The 17,596-nt window shown below is 63.9% G+C and carries 19 protein-coding genes; 10 read left to right on the top strand and 9 right to left on the bottom strand.

Annotated elements, in window-relative coordinates:
* Positions 1-42 precede the first annotated feature (42 nt).
* The 3 genes from ACYU81_RS10330 to ACYU81_RS10320 form a co-directional block, all read right to left on the bottom strand.
* The gene (locus ACYU81_RS10330; protein WP_460987551.1) at positions 43-753 is read right to left on the bottom strand and encodes an SPOR domain-containing protein; all 711 of its coding nucleotides are present in this window, start codon (positions 751-753) and stop codon (positions 43-45) included.
* Between the two features lie 20 nt (positions 754-773).
* Positions 774-2,501 (bottom strand): arginine--tRNA ligase, encoded by a 1,728-nt coding sequence (argS, locus tag ACYU81_RS10325; protein ID WP_460987550.1) that lies wholly within the window; start codon positions 2,499-2,501, stop codon positions 774-776.
* A 121-nt stretch (positions 2,502-2,622) separates the two neighbouring features.
* Positions 2,623-3,231, bottom strand: a complete 609-nt coding sequence (locus ACYU81_RS10320) for a hypothetical protein (RefSeq protein WP_460988165.1) — start codon at positions 3,229-3,231, stop codon at positions 2,623-2,625.
* 151 nt (positions 3,232-3,382) lie between these two features.
* On the opposite strand from ACYU81_RS10320, the gene ispH reads away from it, so the two are divergent.
* From ispH to rnhA, 3 genes are read left to right on the top strand one after another with little or no spacing between them, the layout of a single operon-like run.
* Positions 3,383-4,330, top strand: coding sequence for a 4-hydroxy-3-methylbut-2-enyl diphosphate reductase (ispH, locus tag ACYU81_RS10315; RefSeq protein ID WP_460987549.1), 948 nt, complete (start codon positions 3,383-3,385; stop codon positions 4,328-4,330).
* Positions 4,331-4,334: 4 nt separating this feature from the next.
* On the top strand, positions 4,335-5,312 hold the full coding sequence (gene thrB / locus ACYU81_RS10310; protein ID WP_460987548.1) for a homoserine kinase: 978 nt from the start codon (positions 4,335-4,337) through the stop codon (positions 5,310-5,312).
* Complete coding sequence (rnhA, locus tag ACYU81_RS10305; RefSeq protein ID WP_460987547.1) at positions 5,309-5,755, top strand: ribonuclease HI; 447 nt, start codon at positions 5,309-5,311, stop codon at positions 5,753-5,755. Before thrB ends, rnhA begins: the two co-directional genes overlap by 4 nt.
* 34 nt (positions 5,756-5,789) lie before the next feature.
* Here the strand turns inward: rnhA and ACYU81_RS10300 are convergent, their stop codons facing one another.
* The 3 genes from ACYU81_RS10300 to ACYU81_RS10290 form a co-directional block, all read right to left on the bottom strand.
* Positions 5,790-6,152, bottom strand: coding sequence for a UrcA family protein (locus tag ACYU81_RS10300; RefSeq protein WP_460987546.1), 363 nt, complete (start codon positions 6,150-6,152; stop codon positions 5,790-5,792).
* 277 nt (positions 6,153-6,429) lie between these two features.
* The gene (locus ACYU81_RS10295; RefSeq protein ID WP_460987545.1) at positions 6,430-7,533 is read right to left on the bottom strand and encodes an NAD(P)/FAD-dependent oxidoreductase; all 1,104 of its coding nucleotides are present in this window, start codon (positions 7,531-7,533) and stop codon (positions 6,430-6,432) included.
* The gene (locus tag ACYU81_RS10290; RefSeq protein WP_460987544.1) at positions 7,530-8,495 is read right to left on the bottom strand and encodes an alpha/beta hydrolase; all 966 of its coding nucleotides are present in this window, start codon (positions 8,493-8,495) and stop codon (positions 7,530-7,532) included. Before ACYU81_RS10290 ends, ACYU81_RS10295 begins: the two co-directional genes overlap by 4 nt.
* 41 nt (positions 8,496-8,536) lie before the next feature.
* Between ACYU81_RS10290 and ACYU81_RS10285 the strand changes: the two genes are divergently transcribed.
* From ACYU81_RS10285 to ACYU81_RS10255, 7 genes are read left to right on the top strand one after another with little or no spacing between them, the layout of a single operon-like run.
* Positions 8,537-9,010: an A24 family peptidase gene (locus ACYU81_RS10285; protein WP_460987543.1), complete on the top strand. Its 474-nt coding sequence runs from the start codon at positions 8,537-8,539 to the stop codon at positions 9,008-9,010.
* 50 nt (positions 9,011-9,060) lie between these two features.
* Positions 9,061-10,077 (top strand): Flp pilus assembly protein CpaB, encoded by a 1,017-nt coding sequence (gene cpaB / locus ACYU81_RS10280; RefSeq protein ID WP_449471303.1) that lies wholly within the window; start codon positions 9,061-9,063, stop codon positions 10,075-10,077.
* Position 10,078: 1 nt separating this feature from the next.
* On the top strand, positions 10,079-11,599 hold the full coding sequence (locus tag ACYU81_RS10275) for a type II and III secretion system protein family protein (protein ID WP_460987542.1): 1,521 nt from the start codon (positions 10,079-10,081) through the stop codon (positions 11,597-11,599).
* Between the two features lie 17 nt (positions 11,600-11,616).
* Positions 11,617-12,258 (top strand): CpaD family pilus assembly protein, encoded by a 642-nt coding sequence (locus ACYU81_RS10270; RefSeq protein ID WP_460987541.1) that lies wholly within the window; start codon positions 11,617-11,619, stop codon positions 12,256-12,258.
* 2 nt (positions 12,259-12,260) lie between these two features.
* A complete protein-coding gene (locus ACYU81_RS10265; RefSeq protein ID WP_460987540.1) occupies positions 12,261-13,538 on the top strand; it encodes an AAA family ATPase in 1,278 nt (425 codons plus the stop codon).
* A 58-nt stretch (positions 13,539-13,596) separates the two neighbouring features.
* Positions 13,597-14,592, top strand: a complete 996-nt coding sequence (locus ACYU81_RS10260; RefSeq protein WP_460987539.1) for a type II secretion system F family protein — start codon at positions 13,597-13,599, stop codon at positions 14,590-14,592.
* A gap of 16 nt (positions 14,593-14,608) precedes the next feature.
* Positions 14,609-15,598, top strand: coding sequence for a type II secretion system F family protein (locus ACYU81_RS10255; protein ID WP_196225418.1), 990 nt, complete (start codon positions 14,609-14,611; stop codon positions 15,596-15,598).
* A 221-nt stretch (positions 15,599-15,819) separates the two neighbouring features.
* Here the strand turns inward: ACYU81_RS10255 and ACYU81_RS10250 are convergent, their stop codons facing one another.
* The 3 genes from ACYU81_RS10250 to ACYU81_RS10240 are packed head-to-tail and all read right to left on the bottom strand — an operon-like array spanning position 15,820 to position 17,501.
* Positions 15,820-16,512 carry an aspartate/glutamate racemase family protein gene (locus tag ACYU81_RS10250; protein WP_449471293.1) on the bottom strand — a complete coding sequence of 231 codons (693 nt, stop codon included), beginning with the start codon at positions 16,510-16,512 and terminating at the stop codon, positions 15,820-15,822.
* A gap of 57 nt (positions 16,513-16,569) precedes the next feature.
* Positions 16,570-17,223, bottom strand: a complete 654-nt coding sequence (locus tag ACYU81_RS10245) for an NAD(P)(+) transhydrogenase (Re/Si-specific) subunit beta (protein ID WP_460987538.1) — start codon at positions 17,221-17,223, stop codon at positions 16,570-16,572.
* Positions 17,220-17,501: an NAD(P) transhydrogenase subunit alpha part 2 gene (locus ACYU81_RS10240; RefSeq protein ID WP_460987537.1), complete on the bottom strand. Its 282-nt coding sequence runs from the start codon at positions 17,499-17,501 to the stop codon at positions 17,220-17,222. Before ACYU81_RS10240 ends, ACYU81_RS10245 begins: the two co-directional genes overlap by 4 nt.
* Positions 17,502-17,596: the final 95 nt, after the last annotated feature.

The raw sequence follows: 17,596 nt of genomic DNA, 5'->3' as shown, positions 1-17,596 counted from the left end.
CGGCACCCTCTCCCCTGAAGGGGAGAGGGAGTTAGGGGCAGCTTAGTTCACAACTATGCAACTCTCACCAGCAACCTTCAGCTTGCCGCACAGCGTGTTCGCCTGAGCGCCCGCCGTCGCACGGAGGCGGTAGAGGGTGCTGCCGCCGACTTCCGTAGGCTCGACCGACATGGTGAGCGGGGCGAGATAGGCGAAGCGTTTGGAGAGGCGGGTCCAGGCATCGCGCGCGCCGGACTGGCTGCCATAGGCGCCGAGCTGGATCACGGCCCCGCCCTTGTGCACGGGCTGCGCGGCGGCGGGGCGGACGTTGGTTTCGTCGGCGACGCGCGCGGTCACGCTCTGCGATGGCTTGCCGGGGACGGCCTGCCGTGTCTTTGCAGGACCCGTGGCGGTGACCGGCGCTTCGGGCACGCGGCTGGGATCGATCCGGCCGTCGCGCAAGACGCCTTCGCTGGCGGCGAAGCTGGCATCGCCCTCGCCCTCGAACTTCTTCGCATCGGCCTCGCGCGCGGGAACCTTGTAGTCGCCAGCAGGCGCGGCGATCAGCTTGCCTTCGCCGCCGCCGGTCGAGCGGTTCTTCAGCAGCCAGACGCCCGCAACCACGCCACCCAGCAGGACGAGCGCAGCCAGGATGAAGCCGAGCAGGCGGACGGGGGACAGGCCCTCATCCTCCTCATCCTCGATACCAGGCTCCAGCCAGGGCAGACGCTCGTCGTCGTCCAGATCGAGCCGCCCCCTCGCAAAGTCGCCCATTTATCCGTGCCTCCGCCTGGCTATTGCATTTCCGTCAACGCGGCCACGCCCATCAGGGCAAGGCCATTACGGATGATTTGCCCGATTCCACGGCTTAAGAAAAGGCGCGCAGAAGTTACGTCCGGATCGTCCGTCAGGATGACGCGGGCGCGCGGATTGTCGTTCCCCAAATTCCACCAGCTGTGGAATTGAGAAGCCAAGTCGTTGAGATAAAAAGCGATTCTATGCGGTTCGCGAGCCGATGCAGCCCCTTCGACCACCCGTGGGAACTGCGCCGCTAACTTAACAAGGTTAAGTTCTTCAGTCCCAAGGCGGGACAGGTCGGGCGCGGGAAGTGCGATTTGTGCCTCTTCGGCGCGGCGACCGAGCGAGGAAATGCGGGCGTGGGCATATTGGACGTAGAAGACAGGATTGTCCTTCGACGCCTCCACCACCTTGGCGAAGTCGAAGTCCATCTGGGCATCGGCCTTGCGCGTCAGCATGGTGAAGCGGACGACGTCCTTGCCGACTTCGCGAACCACATCGGCCAGCGTCACGAAATTGCCCGCGCGCTTGGACATCTTCACCGGCTCGCCCTCGCGCAGCAGGCGGACCATCTGGATGAGCTTGACGTCGAAGCGCGCCTTGCCCTCGGTCAGCGCGGCGACGGCGGCCTGGATACGCTTGACGGTTCCGGCATGGTCGGCACCCCAGATGTCGATCAGCTGGTCGGCAGTCTGCGCCTTCTGGAAATGATAGGCCATGTCCGCGCCGAAATAGGTCCAGGCGCCGTTCGACTTCTTGATCGGGCGGTCCTGATCGTCGCCGAATTTGGTGGAGCGGAACAGCGGGAGCTCGACCGGCTCCCAATCCTCAGGCGTTTCGCCCTTGGGCGCTTCGAGGACGCCATCATAAACGAGGTCGTGGTCGCGCAGCCATTTTTCGGCGGCTTCGGGCTTTCCGGCGGCTTGCAGTTCGGCTTCGGACGCGAAGATGTCGTGGTGGATGCCAAGCAATGCGAGGTCGCTGCGGATCATCACCATCATTGCGGCGACGGCTTTGGTGCGGAAGGGGACGAGCCATTCGCTTTCGGGTGCGCCTACGAACTTGTCGCCATATTCGGCGGCGAGCGCCTGGCCGACTGGGACGAGATAGTCGCCGGGGTAGAGGCCTTCCGGGATCGCGCCCACATCTTCGCCCAGCGCTTCGCGATAGCGGACATGGGCCGAGCGGGCGAGCACATCGACCTGGCCGCCTGCGTCATTGATATAATATTCGCGGATGACCTTGTGCCCGGCATATTCGAGCAAGGTCGCGAGCGCATCGCCGACGACCGCGCCCCGGCAATGGCCCATATGCATGGGGCCGGTGGGGTTGGCGGAAACATATTCGACGTTGACGGTGACGCCCTTGCCCGTGTCGGATCGGCCGTATTCCGCAGCCTCGGCATGAATCGCCGTCAGTTCGGCGCGCCAGGTGGCGTCGGTCAGCGTCAGGTTGATGAAGCCGGGGCCAGCGATGGTGGCGCTTTCCACCTCGTCCAGCTTTTCAAGGCCAGCGACGATCTTTTCCGCCAGTGCGCGCGGGTTGGTGCCTGCGGGCTTGGCGAGGACCATGGCCGCATTGGTGGCGAGGTCGCCATGGCTGGGATCGCGGGGCGGCTCGACCGTGACCGGCTTGCGATTGAGGCCAGCGGGCAATGTGCCGTCCGCCTCCAGCGCGTCCAGCACGGCATTCAAATGGGCAGTGAAACGAATGTAGAGAGACAAGGGTGTTTCCTCGAAAAGCACAAGACCCGTCCGGGCTGGGCTAAAATCGAAGCCTCATCCTTCCCTGCAAGAAGTAGAGCCCTTCGACAAGCTCAGGGCGAACGGAAGATTGGGTTCGCTCTTAACGTGTCGCGTTATATCGGAGCTGGTCCTGGGTCAGGTTGAAGCCCACGAGCAGCTCGAAACTGGTTCGTTGCAGCGCCGCCTTGACGTCGGGCTGGGCGAAGGGATCGATGGCCGCGTCGGCATCGCCCGCCTTGCGCTTCTGCGTGATCTTCGCCTGAATGTCGGCGGGCAGCGTCGCTGCGGCCTTATCGACATAGGAGCCTGCCTTCGCGGTCGCGGTGGCGCGATACTGGCCCGCGGGGAAGTCCAGCACGACCTGACCGACGCGCTTGGCGACGACGGCGTTGCCGCCACGCACCACGGCGGAGAAGAAGGGCAGCGTCACCTGCCGCGCGGCGGTGGCATCGGAACGGCGAGCGTTCACCGTGAAGGTCGCCTCGCTGTAGAATTGCGCGCCTTCCGCACAAGTCGCGCGCAGGTCGGTGATGTTCGCCACCACGTCGATCGCGCGGGCGTCGGTGCTGCCAGCAGGATTGAACAGCGTCACGTCACCCGTATAGGCGGGGATCGCGGCGGTCGGGCAGGCCGATCGGACGGCGACGACGCCACCCGTGGCATCGATTTCTCCCCGGCGCGAGCAGCCCGCAAGGGCAAGGGCGAGCATTCCGGTCAGCGCAAGTCGAGAAAAGGTCACGAGGCAATCCCTTGGGAACAGGCTGGGGCTTCTTATCCGCACCCCGCCGCTCACGCAACCGAAAGGAACGCGCCTCCCCTCACCCCTTCCTTCCGGCGCGACATTGGCCTAAGCGGCAGCCATGACCGCCCGTCTTCCCTTAAAGCTATTGATCGCCGCCCCTCGCGGCTTTTGCGCTGGCGTGGACCGCGCCATCATCATCGTCGAAAAGGCGATCGAGAAATATGGCGCGCCCGTCTATGTCCGGCATGAGATCGTCCATAATAAATATGTCGTGGACAATCTGCGGGCACAGGGCGCGATTTTCGTCGAGGAACTGGATCAGGTGCCCGACGGCGTGCCCGTGGTTTTTTCCGCCCACGGCGTGCCCAAGGCGGTGCCCGCAAAGGCGGAAGAACGCGGCCTTGATTATCTCGACGCCACCTGCCCATTGGTCAGCAAGGTGCACCGGCAGGCCGAACGGCAGGTCGAGGCAGGGCGCCATATCCTGTTCATTGGTCACAAGGGACATCCCGAAGTCGTCGGCACCTTCGGGCAGGTCGATGCAGGCAACATGACATTGATCGAAACGGTCGAGGATGCGGAGAGCTTTACGCCCGAAAATCCCGACAATCTTGCTTTCCTGACCCAGACCACCCTGTCGGTGGACGACACGGCGGCGATCGTCGAAGCGCTTCAGCGCCGATTCCCGTCGATCCACGCGCCCAAGGGCGAGGACATCTGCTACGCGACGTCGAACCGACAGGCGGCCGTGAAGGCCATCGCCGCGGCCTGCGACGCGGTCTATGTGATCGGCGCGCCCAACAGCTCCAACTCGCTGCGCCTGGTCGAGGTGGCCGAACGCGAGGGCACGCCGGCCCGGCTGATCCAGCGCGCGGACGACATCGATTTTGCATGGTTGGAGAATGTAGCGACCCTCGGCCTGACCGCAGGCGCCTCCGCCCCCGAAATATTGGTGCGCGAAGTCGTGGACCGGCTCGCCGCCCGATTCGACGTGACGGAGGAGCAGGTGGAGACGGCACGCGAAACCATCTCGTTCAAACTTCCCCGCGAATTGGGAGCGGCATAAGACTATGGCGGTCTATACCCATGTCCCGGCCGAGGAAATCGACGCCTTCCTGACTCGCTATGACGCGGGACGGCTGGTCTCCGCCAAGGGGATCGCCGAGGGGGTGGAAAACAGCAACTATCTGCTGGAAACCACCGGCGCGGACGGCAATGGCCACCGCTATATCCTAACTCTCTACGAGAAGCGGGTGGATGAAGCGGATCTGCCCTTCTTCATGGACCTGCTCGATCATCTCGGCGCGCGCGGCTGTCTGGTGCCGCGCTTTATCGCGGACCGAGAGGGCAAGCGCCTGCAACAGCTCGGCGGACGACCCGCCTGCCTGATCGAGTTCCTGACCGGCATATCCGTCACCGAGCCTACCGCCGGACAGGCGAAAGCCGCAGGCGCGGCGCTGGGCCAGTTGCATCGCGCGGCGGAAGGCTTTGCGGGCGAACGCCGCAATGCGCTCGACATCGCTGGCTGGCACGATCTGGCGGCAAAGTGCGGCGATCATTTCGATGATATCGCGCCCGGCCTTGGCCAGCGGGTCACGGATGAACTTGCCTATCTCGACGCGCACTGGCCCGCCGAGCTGCCACGCGCCGTCATTCATGCGGACCTTTTCCCCGACAATGTGCTGATGCTGGGCGATGAGGTGACGGGCCTCATCGACTTCTACTTCAGCTGCACCGATATCCGCGCCTATGACCTGGCCGTCACGCACAGCGCATGGGTTTTCAGCAATGATGGCGCGCACTTCTTTGCCGATCGGTCGGCCGCAATGCTCGCTGGCTATCAGGCGGCGCATGGACTTTCGGATGCCGAGCAGGCCGCCTTCCCGATCCTGTGCCGGGGCGCGGCGCTCCGCTTCCTGCTGACGCGAGCCTATGACTGGATCAACACGCCCGCCGACGCGCTGGTGACGCGCAAGGACCCGCTGGCCTATCTGCGGCGGCTGGATTTCTATGCGCAGACCGCCCCGGCCGAGTTGCTGCGAGCGTGAACGCGCTGTCGCAGGTCGAAATCTTCACCGACGGCGCGTGCAAGGGCAATCCCGGCCCAGGCGGCTGGGGCGCGGTGATGCGCTCTGGGGCCACGGAAAAGGAAATTTCCGGCGGAGAGGCGCAAACGACCAATAACCGCATGGAAATGACGGCCGCCATCGAAGCGCTGAATGCGCTCAAGCGGCCCTGTCAGGTGACGCTCTACACCGACAGCAAATATGTGATGGACGGCATCACCAAATGGGTGTTCGGCTGGCAGAAGAACGGTTGGAAGACCGCCGATCGCAAGCCGGTCAAGAATGCCGAGCTATGGCAGGCGCTGCTGGCAGCAGCCGCGCCGCACAAGGTCAGTTGGCAGTGGGTGAAGGGCCATGCCGGTCACCCTGAAAATGAGCGCGCCGATCAACTCGCCTGCGCGGCCGCCGAACTCTTCCGCATCTGAACGGGGGAGCGAAACGCCGCTCCCCCGACAGGGCTCAGGGATATTTTGCTGTCCAGTCCGCAGGATAAGGCGGTTGCCAGCGCGTACCGGCGACCCATGTCGTCCCACGCGGCGCAAAGCCCTCTTCGACCGTGCCGACCCGTCCCATCGCGTCCTTCACCGCGGCATCCCGACAACTGGGCACGACGGCTGACGAGGAACCCGATTCGCCCAGCTTGTCGCACAGATAGCGGGCGGTCAGCGCGACACGGTGGCGCAGTTCGTCCTTCCCGGCCTTTGTGCTGAGGTCGAGATCGGCATAACTGACATTCTGTGAAAGGGATCGGGCGTCGCTATAGCGACCCGTCACGATAATTTCCTCTGTTGGCTGAGCAAAGCTGGTGCTGCTACTTGCCATAAACAGTCCTGACAGGATCAGGACCGACCCTGATAATATCGACTTTCTCATCACGGCATTCTCCTACTCCTAGAGCATGAGCCGATCAGACTGAATTGGATCATGCTCTAATTGTCTTTTGTTTTCCGCATTTTCTTACCCAGCAGATGATCCCATCCGCTTCGAAAATGCTTTAGGATCGGCCGCATCTTTATTGTATCCCATCTATATGGGCGCGGCCATTGACCCAACGTGATGGCCGCCTCTTCGTTCCGAATAGCCGTACCCCGGCCTTAGTTTACTTGAAACGGGCGGGAGAATAAGCGGCGGGATCGATCCCGCTCACCGCTTCGGACATCGATCCGCCGGTCACCAGCGCCGATCCCAGCAACGCTGCTGCGGGTGCGGTCTGGATGCCGAAACCGCCCTGCCCCGCGAACCAGAAGAAAGCCGGTGCATCGATGTCAAAGCCATAGACAGGCGCGCGATCCGGCGCGAAGCTGCGCAGCCCAGCCCATTTGCGTTCCACCGCCTCGACCGGCCAGGCCACGACATCTTCGAAACGGGCGATCGCCTGCGCCACCGCGAGTTCTTCGGGCGCGGCGTCACAGGGTGGCGAAGGTTCTTCATCATGCGGGGTCAGCCAGATGCGCCCCTCCCCCTCCGGCTTGAAATAGAAGCTGGAGCCAAGGTCCATGACCAGTGGCAGGTCGGGTGACGGCATGGCGGCCACGCGCAATTGCACGACGGTGCGGCGAAGCGGGGCTATGCCGATGGGCGCGACGCCGCTGCGCCGTGCGACATCATCGGCCCATGCGCCAGCGGCGTTCACGATGATGCCGCAATCGATGACGCCGCCGTTCGTCTGAATGCGCCAGCCGCCCGGCGTTGCGGTCGCCTGCTCGAAAACAGTGCCCAGCCGCAATTTGCCACCCTTCGCGTGGAAGCGCCGCAGATACGCCTGGTGCAGCGCGGCGACGTCGATGTCGCACACGCCCGGTTCCAGCAGGCCGATCGTCCAATGGGGTCGCAGCCCCGTTACCAGCGCGGCGGGATCAACAGGGCGCAGTTCGACACAGCCCGAAAATTCCCGCATCAATTGGTCGCGCTCTGCCCTATCGGACTCCCGCCCGACGAACAGCGTCTGCCGGGGCGTTAGGAAGGATCGGCTTGCGAAGGCCGGATCGGGCGATTGCAACAGCGGCCCGGAAGCCGTGGTGAGCGGCTGCACCTGCCGCCCGCCATAGGTTTCCTCCCAGAAAGCGACGGAGCGGCCGGTGGCGTGATAGCCAGCGCTTTCCTCCTGTTCCAGAATCAGCACGGATGCCTGACCCGCCAGTTCCGCGCCCAGACTGGCACCTGCTATGCCGCCGCCGACGATCACGATGTCGAAACGGCTCATGCTGGCGCGTTCTCATCCAGAAAGGCATCGATCCGCCGCAGGGCATCCAGCCGTACCGGGTCGATTTCGCGCAAGATCTCATGCGCCGCCTCTGGCCCATAGACATGCATGCGCGCGCGGCGAATGCGCGCGGCGATGCGGCGGATGGCGGGCGTGGACACCAGCCGGTCGGCACTGGTGGCAAGGATCAGCAACGGCACGGCGATGCGCTCCAGCTTCCCGCCCTTCTCCAGCGCGAAGGTCGATTGCAGCGCCTCCACCACCCAGCGCCAACTGGGCGCGCCAAGCGCCACGTCCCGGCTATGATCGCGCCACCAGAGTTCATCGGCATAGCGTTCGGGATCATGCGTCAGCCGCTTCTGCCGCATTGCCCGCTGCCGCTCCGAATCTTCCTTCTGGGTCCAGGCCTGCCGATGGGAAAAGCCGAGCGCGCACATGGTCCGGGCGATGAGCACCGCCAGCCAGCGTGGGAGCGGGGCGGTATGGACGCCCATCATTGGCGCGACGGCGACCGCAGCGTCGGGCGGGGCCATGCCCTCGGCCAGCGCGCGCAGCAGCAGATGCCCGCCCATGCTGTGCGCTACGATCACGCATGGCCCTGTCCCCTGCGCCCGCCAATCGGCGACGAAAGCCTCCAGGTCCGCAACCCATAGCGCGAAATCGTCGATATGGCCGCAGAGCGGGTCGCTGCTCAGCCTGCCCGAGCCGCCCTGCCCGCGCCAGTCGAAGGCGGTGACCGCCCAGCCCCGGTCCGCCCAGTGGTGGATGACTTCGAGATATTTCTCGATCATGTCGCCGCGCCCGCCGAGCATCAGCAATCGACCGCGCTGTCCCTCGCCCAGCCGATAGCGGCGCAACGGCCAGCCATCGGGCGCGGTCCAGTAATCGAGCCGCCCATCCATCGGCCATGCGCGACGGTCAAAGGCCGGGGGAACAGACACGGGCGAATCCATGGGGCGCATGGTTACGGTTTGGTAAGCCATTCGGTCTAGGGTTTAGATTCATGACGGGGGAATATTTCACGACGGCGCTGCTGTGCGCCCTTGGCGTGCTGCTGGTCATCGCATCGGTGACGGATTTGCGGTCCCGGATCATATCCAACCGGCTGAACCTGGTCATCGCTGCGCTCGCTCCGCTGTGGTGGATCGCCAATGGCATGCCGGTCTGGCCGGGCATGCTGTTGCAGGTCGCACTGGCACTGACCGTGTTCGCGCTTTTCGCCGCGCTCTTCGCCATGGGATGCATGGGCGGGGGCGATGTCAAACTGCTGGGCGCGCTGGCGCTGTGGTTCCCGTGGGAAGCCGTGCTGTCGATGTTGATGGTCATGGCCATGGTCGGGGGCGTGGTGACGATCGTCACCGTGGTCCACCACCGGACGACCCGACGGCTGGGCCAGCCCCAGATTCCTTACGGTATCGCAATATCGGTCGCAGCCCTTTGGTTGATTGGCGAACGATATCTTAACCATTTTGCGTAAAATTCGGGGCTCGGGCGACACTTGCCTGACTGAGGGAGGCGAATTTCATCATGGACGGCAAGAAAATCGTGCTGCTGGCGGGGGCGCTTATCATAGCGGTCACAACAGCTCTTCTCGCGCGCAACATGCTGAGTTCGTCTAGCGCGCCCCAGGCTAGTGCTTCATCCATGCCGGTGGAAGCGGATCAGCCTCATGTGCTGGTCGCGACCAAGGCGCTCCCAGTGGGCACCATCCTCGACGCGGAAAGCTTCCGCTTCCAGCCATGGCCGAAAGATCTGGTCGAGCAGGCCTATTACATTCAGGGCCAGACCGATCCCGCCAAGCTGGCAGGCAGCGTCGTGCGCACCGCCATCTCGGCCGGTCAGCCGATGACCGTGGGTTCGGTGATCAAGCCGGGTGAGCGCGGTTTCCTTGCCGCAGCGCTCGGGCCGGGCATGCGTGCTGTCACCGTGCCGGTGTCGGCGCAGAATTCGGTCGCGGGCTTCGTCTTTCCGGGCGACCGCGTCGACCTGATGCTGACGCAGAGCGTGGCGGGCGGCGGCGACGGTGACCCGCTGAAGGTTTCCGAGACTATCCTGCGTAACCTCCGCGTACTCGCCACCGATCAGCGCATGGATGCGCTGGGCGCGGACGGCAAGCCGGTCGTACAAACCTATTCCAACGTCACCATCGAAGTGACGCCCAAGATCGCGGAAAAGATCGCGGTGGCGCAAACCATCGGTTCGCTGTCGCTGACACTCCGTTCGATCGCCGACAATGCGTCGGACCTCGACGCCGCCATAGCTGGCGCCGACGTCGATCTGCCCGATGGTGCCAATCCGAACGCGGAAAAGAAGATCATAGCCAAGCTTGCGGCCCGTCCGGTCGACAAGGGCGGCACCTATTCCACCGGCGCCGACGTGTCTCGCTACCAGCGCAGTTCCGTCCCCGCCAAGCCAGTGCAGACCGCCGGTGTCGAAGTGCCCGCAGGGGGCGGCGCACCGGCCAGCGCGGGCGGCATCAGCGGACCTGTGATCCGCATCGCTCGCGGCACCAATGTGACCGTCGTTCCGGTCGGGGGGAAATAAGATGAAGCGTATCAACATTGATGCGGGCAAGAAGGCGGTGAAACCGCTCATCGGCCCCGCGATCGCTCTCGGCCTCGCCGCCGCCATGGCCGCCACGCCGACCACCGCACTCAACGCCGCGCCTTCATCGATGCAGGACAATGCGATCCTGATGTCGGTGGGCGGCAGCAAGGTCATCAACCTGGGCGCGAAGATGTCGGACGTGGTGATCGGCGACCCCAATGTGGTCGACGTCCATGTCCGTGCCCAGAACCAGCTCTATTTGATCGCGAAGGCAGCCGGTGAAACCACCGTCTTCGCCACCGCGACCAACGGCAAGGTGCTGTTTTCCGGCACCGTCCGGGTCGGCAACAACCTGTCGAATATCGACGAAATGCTGAAGCTCGCGATGCCCGAGGCCGCCATCGCCGTCAATAAGATGAACGGCATGGTCCTGCTGACCGGCACCGTCGCCGCGCCAGAAGATGCAGCGGAGGCCGAACGGCTGACGCAGGCCTTTGTGGGCAAGGAAGTGACCGTGGTCAGCCGCCTGCGCACCGCGACGCCGCTTCAGGTCAATCTTCAGGTCAAGATCGCGGAAGTCAGCCGCGACATAGGGCATCAGATCGGCGTGAATCTGAGGGGTCTTGGGACGGGATCAGGCAACTTCAGCGGCTACATGAACCGGTCCGATCGTGGCTTCGCGACTTCAGGTAGTTTCGTGCCGGGCCTTCCCAATGGCGATATCACTCGTCAATGGACGTTCAACAGCCCGATCGATGGCACCACGTCGCTCGGCTTCGTAGCCAAATTGCTCGGCATGGATGTCGCGGGCGCGCTGGACCTTGCCGAATCGAGCGGCCTTGCCACCGCGCTGGCCCAGCCGAACCTGACCGCGCTGTCGGGTGAGACGGCGAGCTTCCTGGCGGGTGGTGAATATCCCTACACGGTCAGCAACGGCACGCAGGGCAACAGCATCGAGTTCAAACAATATGGCGTGCAGCTTGCCTTCACGCCGACCGTGCTGGCCGATGGCCGCATCTCGCTGCGCGTACGCCCCACCGTGTCGAGCCTCGACTTCTCGGTGAACACCACCGTCCCGGCGCTCAAGAGCCGCACGGCTGAAACTACCGTCGAACTGGGTTCGGGCCAGGCCTTCATGATCGCTGGCCTGCTCAACAACGACACCGCCAACTCGATCAGCAAGACGCCGGGCTTCGGCGAAATCCCGATCCTTGGCAGCCTGTTCAAGTCACGCCGGTTCCAGCGTCATGAGACCGAACTGGTCATCGTCGTCACCCCTTATCTGGTGAAGCCGATGAACGCGTCGGACGTGCACTTGCCGACCGATGGCTTCCGCAATGCCAATATCGCCCAGGGCCTTCTGCTCCAGCAGGGGAATGATGGGGTGAGCGGCGCGCGCGCGCCCTTGCCACGCCGCGAACCCGGCCCGGCGCCGACGTCCGACCCGCGGGCGGCAGCTCCCCGCGACTCAGGCAAACGTTCGGCGAAAGCCGCCGCCGCGCCTGGCTTCAGCTTCTGATCGGAAGGACGACAGTCATGACTTCCCTGTCCGCCAAAAATATCCTCCGCTTCGGCACGCTCGCCATGTTGGCGCTGCCGCTTGCCGCCTGCAATTCCAGCGTCAATCGCGGGGTCGAATCGGTGCATCAGCCGGTCGTCAGCCACGATGCCTACACTTTCGACGTTCAGGCTGGCCCTGACGGCGCCCTTGCCCCTTCGGAAGCGCGGCGCCTGGACGACTGGTTCGCTTCCATCGGCCTTGGCTATGGCGATCAGGTCGCGATTGTTACCGATGCCTATTACAGTCCTGAATTGCGCGAAAGCATCGCCGATGTCGTCGCCCGCCACGGCATGCTGGTGGGTGAGGACAGCTCCGCCGCGGCAGGCTCCGCGCCTGCTGGCAGCGTCCGGCTGGTGGTGCGCCGTGCAACGGCACGCGTGCCCGGCTGCCCCGATTGGTCGAGCAAGAAGGAAACCGAATCCCAGCTCGGCGCCACCTCCAACTACGGTTGCGCCGTGAACAGCAATCTTGCCGCGATGGTCGCCAATCCTGAAGATCTGGTGCGCGGCCAGAGCAGCGAAAGCGACCTGCGCACAGCGACATCCAACCGGGCCATTTCGACCTACCGTGAAAAGACGCCGACCGGTTCGGGCGATCTCAAGAACTTAGGACGCTGATCATGAACGCACCCTGGAAACCTGCCATGTCTGGACAGCGCGATCCCTTCCACGCCTTTGTTTGCGACGATCATAGCCACGATCTGCTGGCGATGGTCGCGGCCGAGATGGGCTGGGCACCGGAAAAGGTGAACAAGGGCGGCATGCGCAATGCCGTGCAGAGCCTGTCGGTCAGCGCCAGCCCGCAAATCCTATTCGTCGATATGTCCGAAAGCGGCGACCCGCTGAACGACATCAACAGCCTTGCCGAAGTGTGCGAACCCGGCACGGTGGTGATCGCCGCCGGTCAGGTCAATGACGTGCGGCTTTACCGCGACCTCGTCGCCAGCGGCATTCAGGATTATCTGCTGAAGCCCTTTGGCGCGGACCAGCTTCGCGACGCACTGGCTCAGGCGCAGGCGGTGTTCTTCGCCCCGCGCGACGCGGCGCCTGAACGGCCGCATCTCACCACCGCCGTCATCGGCACGCGCGGCGGCGTGGGCGCTTCCAGCATCGCCACCTCGCTCGCCTGGCTACTTAGCGACAAGCAGAAGCGGCCTACCGCGCTGCTCGACCTCGACGTTCATTTCGGCACCAACGCACTGGCGATGGACCTGGAGCCGGGACGTGGCCTGACCGACGCGATCGATAACCCCAGCCGCATCGATGGTCTTTTCATCGAGCGCGCAATGGTACGGGCGAGCGACACGCTGGCCATCCTGTCGGCCGAAGCGCCGATCAGTCAGCCGATGCTGACCGATGGTGGCGCCTTCTACCAGCTGCTGGAGGAGTTCCGCGCCGCTTTCGAATGCAGCGTCGTCGATCTGCCGCGTCACATGCTGATCCAGCATCCGCACCTGATGAGCGACGTCAATGTCGCCGTAGTGGTCACGGAACTGACGCTGGCGGCGGCGCGCGATTCGATCCGCATCCTGTCCTGGCTGAAGAGCAACGCGCCCCAAACGCGCGTGATCGTGGTTGCCAACCGCGTCCATGCAGGCGCGCAGGAAATGAGCCGCAAGGATTTCGAAACCTCGATCGAACGCAAGGTCGACATTTTGATCCCCTTCGACCTGCGGGTCGCGGCGCAGGCCGCCAAGCTGGGCCAGACATTGGCCGAAGCCGCCAAGGGCAGCAAGGTCGGCGCCGCGTGCGTCAGCCTGCTCGATGCCACCATGGGGGCGGCCGAGGATGGCGAAGCTGATGGCAAGCCCGCGAAGAAAAAGGGCGACTCCCTGCTCGGCAAGATCGGTGACCTCAGGGGGCTGATCCCGGCGCGCAAGGACAAGGCCAAGGCCTAGATTTGGTTCTGGCATGCCGTCATCTGGCGGCATGCCCCTTTACGGAACGGGCGATACCATGAGCAATTCGATATTGCTGATCATGCTGCTGGCGGCCTTCCTGGGTCTTATAGCGATGGCCTTTGCTGGCCCCTCGGCTGAAAAGGCCAGCAAGCGCCGTGTCGCCCTGATCCGCGAACGTCACAGCGGATCGACCGACGCGCTGATGGAAGCGCGCATGCGCAAGGCCATTTCCAATCGGCAGCCCGGCAACGAGATGAAGATGCTCGTTTCGCTGGTTCCCAATCCGGAAAATCTGGCCAAACGTATCCGCATGACCGGCAAGAAATGGACGGTCAGCCAATATATGACCTCCTGCGCCTTCATTGCTCTGGGCATCTGCGCCTTTCTGTTCGTGCGCGGCTTCGCACCGCTCCTCGCCATCATGGTCAGCCTGGCCGCAGGGCTCGCCCTGCCCCACATGTGGGTCGGCCGCCTGATCAAGAAGCGGGTGATGCAGTTCACGATGAAATTCCCCGACGCGCTCGAACTGCTGACACGCGGTCTGCGATCGGGCCTGCCCATCACCGAAACGCTAGGTGTCGTGGCAAACGAAGTGCCTGGGCCAGTGGGTGAGGAATTCAAGCTGATCACCGAACGCATCAAGATCGGCAAGACGATGGATCAGGCGTTGCAGGAAACGGCCGATCGCCTCGGCACGCCGGAATTCCAGTTCTTCGTCATCAGCCTCGCGATCCAGCGGGAAACGGGCGGCAACCTTGCCGAAACCCTGTCCAACCTCGCGACCGTGCTACGTCAGCGTGCGCAGATGAAGCTGAAAATCCGGGCCATGTCGTCAGAATCCAAGGCGTCGGCCTACATCATCGGCGCCTTGCCGTTCCTGGTGTTCGGCATGATCTGCTACATCAACTTCAGCTACATGCACCCCTTCTTCACGCCCGATCCGGCAGGCCTGTTCGGGATGTCGACGATGCAGGTCATCGGTCTGGGCGGCATGTGCTGGATGAGCATAGGCGTCTTCATCATGGCGCAGATGATCAACTTCGAAATCTGACGGGGGATAGAAAGACATGGAAACCGCTTCCCCCGCCGGCACTCTTTTCGGCATGAACGCCACGGATTTCGGCACCTTGCTGGCCGCCATGGCGACGCTGGCCATGCTGTTCGTGCTCTATACGGTGATGACCGTGCGCGACCCGATGGCAAAGCGGGTCAAGGCGCTCAATGAACGGCGCGAACAGTTGAAGGCGGGGATCACCGCGTCCACCGCGCGCCGCCGCGCCAAGCTGGTCAAGAAGAGCCAGACGACCGACCAGATGCGGTCCTTCTTGTCCAGCCTGAAGGTGTTGCAGGACGACCAGCTGAAGGAGGCCCAGCTGAAGCTGGCGCAGGCGGGCATCCGGTCGAAGGATTTGGCGGTCGCCGTCATCTTCGGCCGCATGGTGCTGCCGATCGTCATCGGCGGTCTGGCCGCGCTGCTGCTCTACGGTGTCGGCATTTATCCCGACTGGGGCGGCGCGAAGCGTTTCATGGCCTTCGCCGTGGCTCTGCTGCTGGCCTACAAGGCGCCCGACATCTTCATCGACAACAAGATCCAGAAGCGCTCCGCCGCGATCCGCAAGGGGTTGCCCGACGCGCTCGACCTGCTCGTCATCTGCGCCGAGGCTGGCCTGACCGTCGATGCCGCCTTCAGCCGCGTCGCCAAGGAATTGGGCAAGGCCTATCCGGAACTGGGCGACGAGTTCCAGCTGACAGCGATCGAACTCAGCTTCCTGACCGAACGGCGTATGGCCTTCGAAAATCTCGCCAACCGCGTGAAGCTGGATGCGATCAAGGGCGTGGTCACGACCATGATCCAGACCGAGAAATACGGCACACCGCTCGCTTCGGCCCTGCGCGTGCTGTCCGCTGAATTCCGCCATGAACGCATGATGCGCGCCGAGGAAAAGGCCGCGCGTCTGCCCGCCATCATGACGGTGCCGCTCATCCTTTTCATTCTGCCGACGCTGTTCGTCGTGATCCTTGGCCCTGCGGCCTGCTCGATCAGCACGGCATTCTGAGACAAGCTAAAAAGGGGAGGAAGGGGACGTCCGAGAGGGCGTCCCCTTTTCTTGTCTGCTCGGCCAAGCCGTTCCCTTTGATCGGCTGGAACATCGCACCCCGTTACCGTTCGCCCTGAGCCTGTCGAAGGGCTCTACTTCCTCTCGAAAGAAGAGGGCTTCGACAAGCTCAGCCCGAATGGGTTAGGTAATTCAGACAAGCGCACGATGCTCTGAAGGGATCAGTCGCCCAGGATAACATCGACCCCGGCCCGCGCGTGGATCGCCGTGCCGTCATAGATGGGCAGCACGTTCGCCTTCACATCCACGATCATTTCCAGTTCGGTGCAGGCAAGGATCGCCGCCTGCACATTCTCCTTGGCGATGTCCGTCAGTTCCGACCGCATATAGCGTTCGGATTCGCGGCTGACCTTGCCGATCGTCAGTTCCTCATAAACGATGCGGTCGATCCGCTCGGCGAGTTCCAGGTCCGCAGGCAGCAGCGAAATGCCATGGCCAACCAGCCGCTGGCGGTAGAATTTCTCGGTCATGACGTTGCGGGTGCCGATCAGCGCGGCCCTTTGCACGCCGTCCGCCTTCATCTTGCGGCCGACCGCATCGGCGATGTTGATGATCGGCGTGTCCACCCCGCCCTGCACTTCGTCATAGACGCGATGCATGCTGTTGGCGCAGATCAGCAGCGCCTTTGCCCCCGCCTGCTCCAGCCGCCGGGCGGACGCGGTCAGCACCTGCGCGGCATGCGCCCACTCCTCCTCCGTGGTGGAGCGGCCGATGTCGGCGAAGTCGAGACTTTCGATCAGCAAAGGGGCGCTGTGCTGCCCGCCCTTCGCACGGTACACCGCCTGATTGATGATCTGATAATAACGTGCCGTCGATGTCCAGCTGAGACCGCCGATCAGGCCGAGCTTCTGCATGGTGCGCCTTACCCCAATTGCCGTCCGGGAGTGCCCCGGCGTCTGTCCGCTTCAGCGTTACGGACGGGCCTTCGCGTCGGCAAGCCCCTTCCAGCGCGCGCCACCGCATAAGCGCAGCGCGATTCCCGTTCCCGCCGCTCCGCCAAGCCCTCCGGCAACGGCCAGGCCCATATTTTCCAGCAGAAAAGCGAAGGCTGCGGCGGCCCAGCCGACCATGCCGATGCTGATCGCGAGCAATGCCATATTTCCGCCCCCTCGCCTCAGCAGCGCGAAGACAGCAGCGGCACAGGCGCCACTTCCCGTCAGCGCCACCGCGCCGAGAGCCAGCAAATGGCGCGTCGCGACATCGGCGCTTCCCTCATCAACCAGTCCGAAGGCGAAGGGATTGAGCCAGGCCGCAGCGGCGGCGGAAATCATCGCCGCTCCCGCAAACCCGGCGAAAATCGTCAGCAGCACCGTCAACCGGCTTTCCGGCCATTCCCGTCCGAGCAACAGGCCAAACGCCCCGCCGATCAGTAGCGCGCCGATAATCTCCGGCGCGTTGAGCACGTCCATGTCGTAGACGGCGGCTGCGGACAGGATCACCGTCCCTGCCAGAGCCGCCTGGCGCCGCCGCCTGCCAGCCACGGTGCCCAGCGGCCACAACGCGAAAACGAACAGCGCCGCCGCTACGGTCTGAGCAAGGATGATCGCGTCAAAGCTCGGGCTCACGGGCGTTTTTCCGCCTGTTGCGATTTTTCAGCCCGGCGCGTCGCGACATAGCCGCCGCAAAAGGAAGCGCTGGCAAGAATGAGGGCGATCAGGCTCAGATAGCGCGCCCAAGGGCTGCTCACTTCCGCCGCAACCACTAGCGTTCCGGCGATGCCAGCCGGGGTGAGCAGGAACAGCGGGACGACTCGGCTGCTCAGGTCGTCCATCGACAGACGCCATGCGGCTATCGCACCAACCGCGCAGGCAAGAAGGAAATAGAAGAGGAGAAGCCCGCTCATTCCTGCCTTTTGAAGGTCATGTTGAGGCCGATCGAAACGGCGTTCCGCACGGCAGGGCCACCGCTACTGCTCGTCCCCAAAACGAAGACCTCCTC

Source organism: Sphingobium sp. TomTYG75 (genome assembly GCF_054771635.1).
This window is presented reverse-complemented; position numbering and strand designations above follow the sequence as displayed.

Bases quoted from the DNA above. Each gene is read 5' to 3' on its own strand.
- ACYU81_RS10330 (WP_460987551.1), bottom strand. From the start codon at position 753: ATGGGCGACTTTGCGAGGGGGCGGCTCGATCTGGACGACGACGAGCGT.
- ACYU81_RS10260 (WP_460987539.1), top strand. From the start codon at position 13,597: ATGAGCAATTCGATATTGCTGATCATGCTGCTGGCGGCCTTCCTGGGT.
- thrB (WP_460987548.1), top strand. From the start codon at position 4,335: ATGGCGGTCTATACCCATGTCCCGGCCGAGGAAATCGACGCCTTCCTG.
- ACYU81_RS10290 (WP_460987544.1), bottom strand. From the start codon at position 8,495: ATGCGCCCCATGGATTCGCCCGTGTCTGTTCCCCCGGCCTTTGACCGT.
- ACYU81_RS10250 (WP_449471293.1), bottom strand. From the start codon at position 16,512: ATGCAGAAGCTCGGCCTGATCGGCGGTCTCAGCTGGACATCGACGGCA.
- ispH (WP_460987549.1), top strand. From the start codon at position 3,383: ATGACCGCCCGTCTTCCCTTAAAGCTATTGATCGCCGCCCCTCGCGGC.
- ACYU81_RS10295 (WP_460987545.1), bottom strand. From the start codon at position 7,533: ATGAGCCGTTTCGACATCGTGATCGTCGGCGGCGGCATAGCAGGTGCC.
- ACYU81_RS10300 (WP_460987546.1), bottom strand. From the start codon at position 6,152: ATGGCAAGTAGCAGCACCAGCTTTGCTCAGCCAACAGAGGAAATTATC.
- ACYU81_RS10255 (WP_196225418.1), top strand. From the start codon at position 14,609: ATGGAAACCGCTTCCCCCGCCGGCACTCTTTTCGGCATGAACGCCACG.
- ACYU81_RS10265 (WP_460987540.1), top strand. From the start codon at position 12,261: ATGAACGCACCCTGGAAACCTGCCATGTCTGGACAGCGCGATCCCTTC.
- ACYU81_RS10270 (WP_460987541.1), top strand. From the start codon at position 11,617: ATGACTTCCCTGTCCGCCAAAAATATCCTCCGCTTCGGCACGCTCGCC.
- ACYU81_RS10275 (WP_460987542.1), top strand. From the start codon at position 10,079: ATGAAGCGTATCAACATTGATGCGGGCAAGAAGGCGGTGAAACCGCTC.
- ACYU81_RS10240 (WP_460987537.1), bottom strand. From the start codon at position 17,501: ATGAGCGGGCTTCTCCTCTTCTATTTCCTTCTTGCCTGCGCGGTTGGT.
- cpaB (WP_449471303.1), top strand. From the start codon at position 9,061: ATGGACGGCAAGAAAATCGTGCTGCTGGCGGGGGCGCTTATCATAGCG.
- ACYU81_RS10285 (WP_460987543.1), top strand. From the start codon at position 8,537: ATGACGGGGGAATATTTCACGACGGCGCTGCTGTGCGCCCTTGGCGTG.
- ACYU81_RS10320 (WP_460988165.1), bottom strand. From the start codon at position 3,231: ATGCTCGCCCTTGCCCTTGCGGGCTGCTCGCGCCGGGGAGAAATCGAT.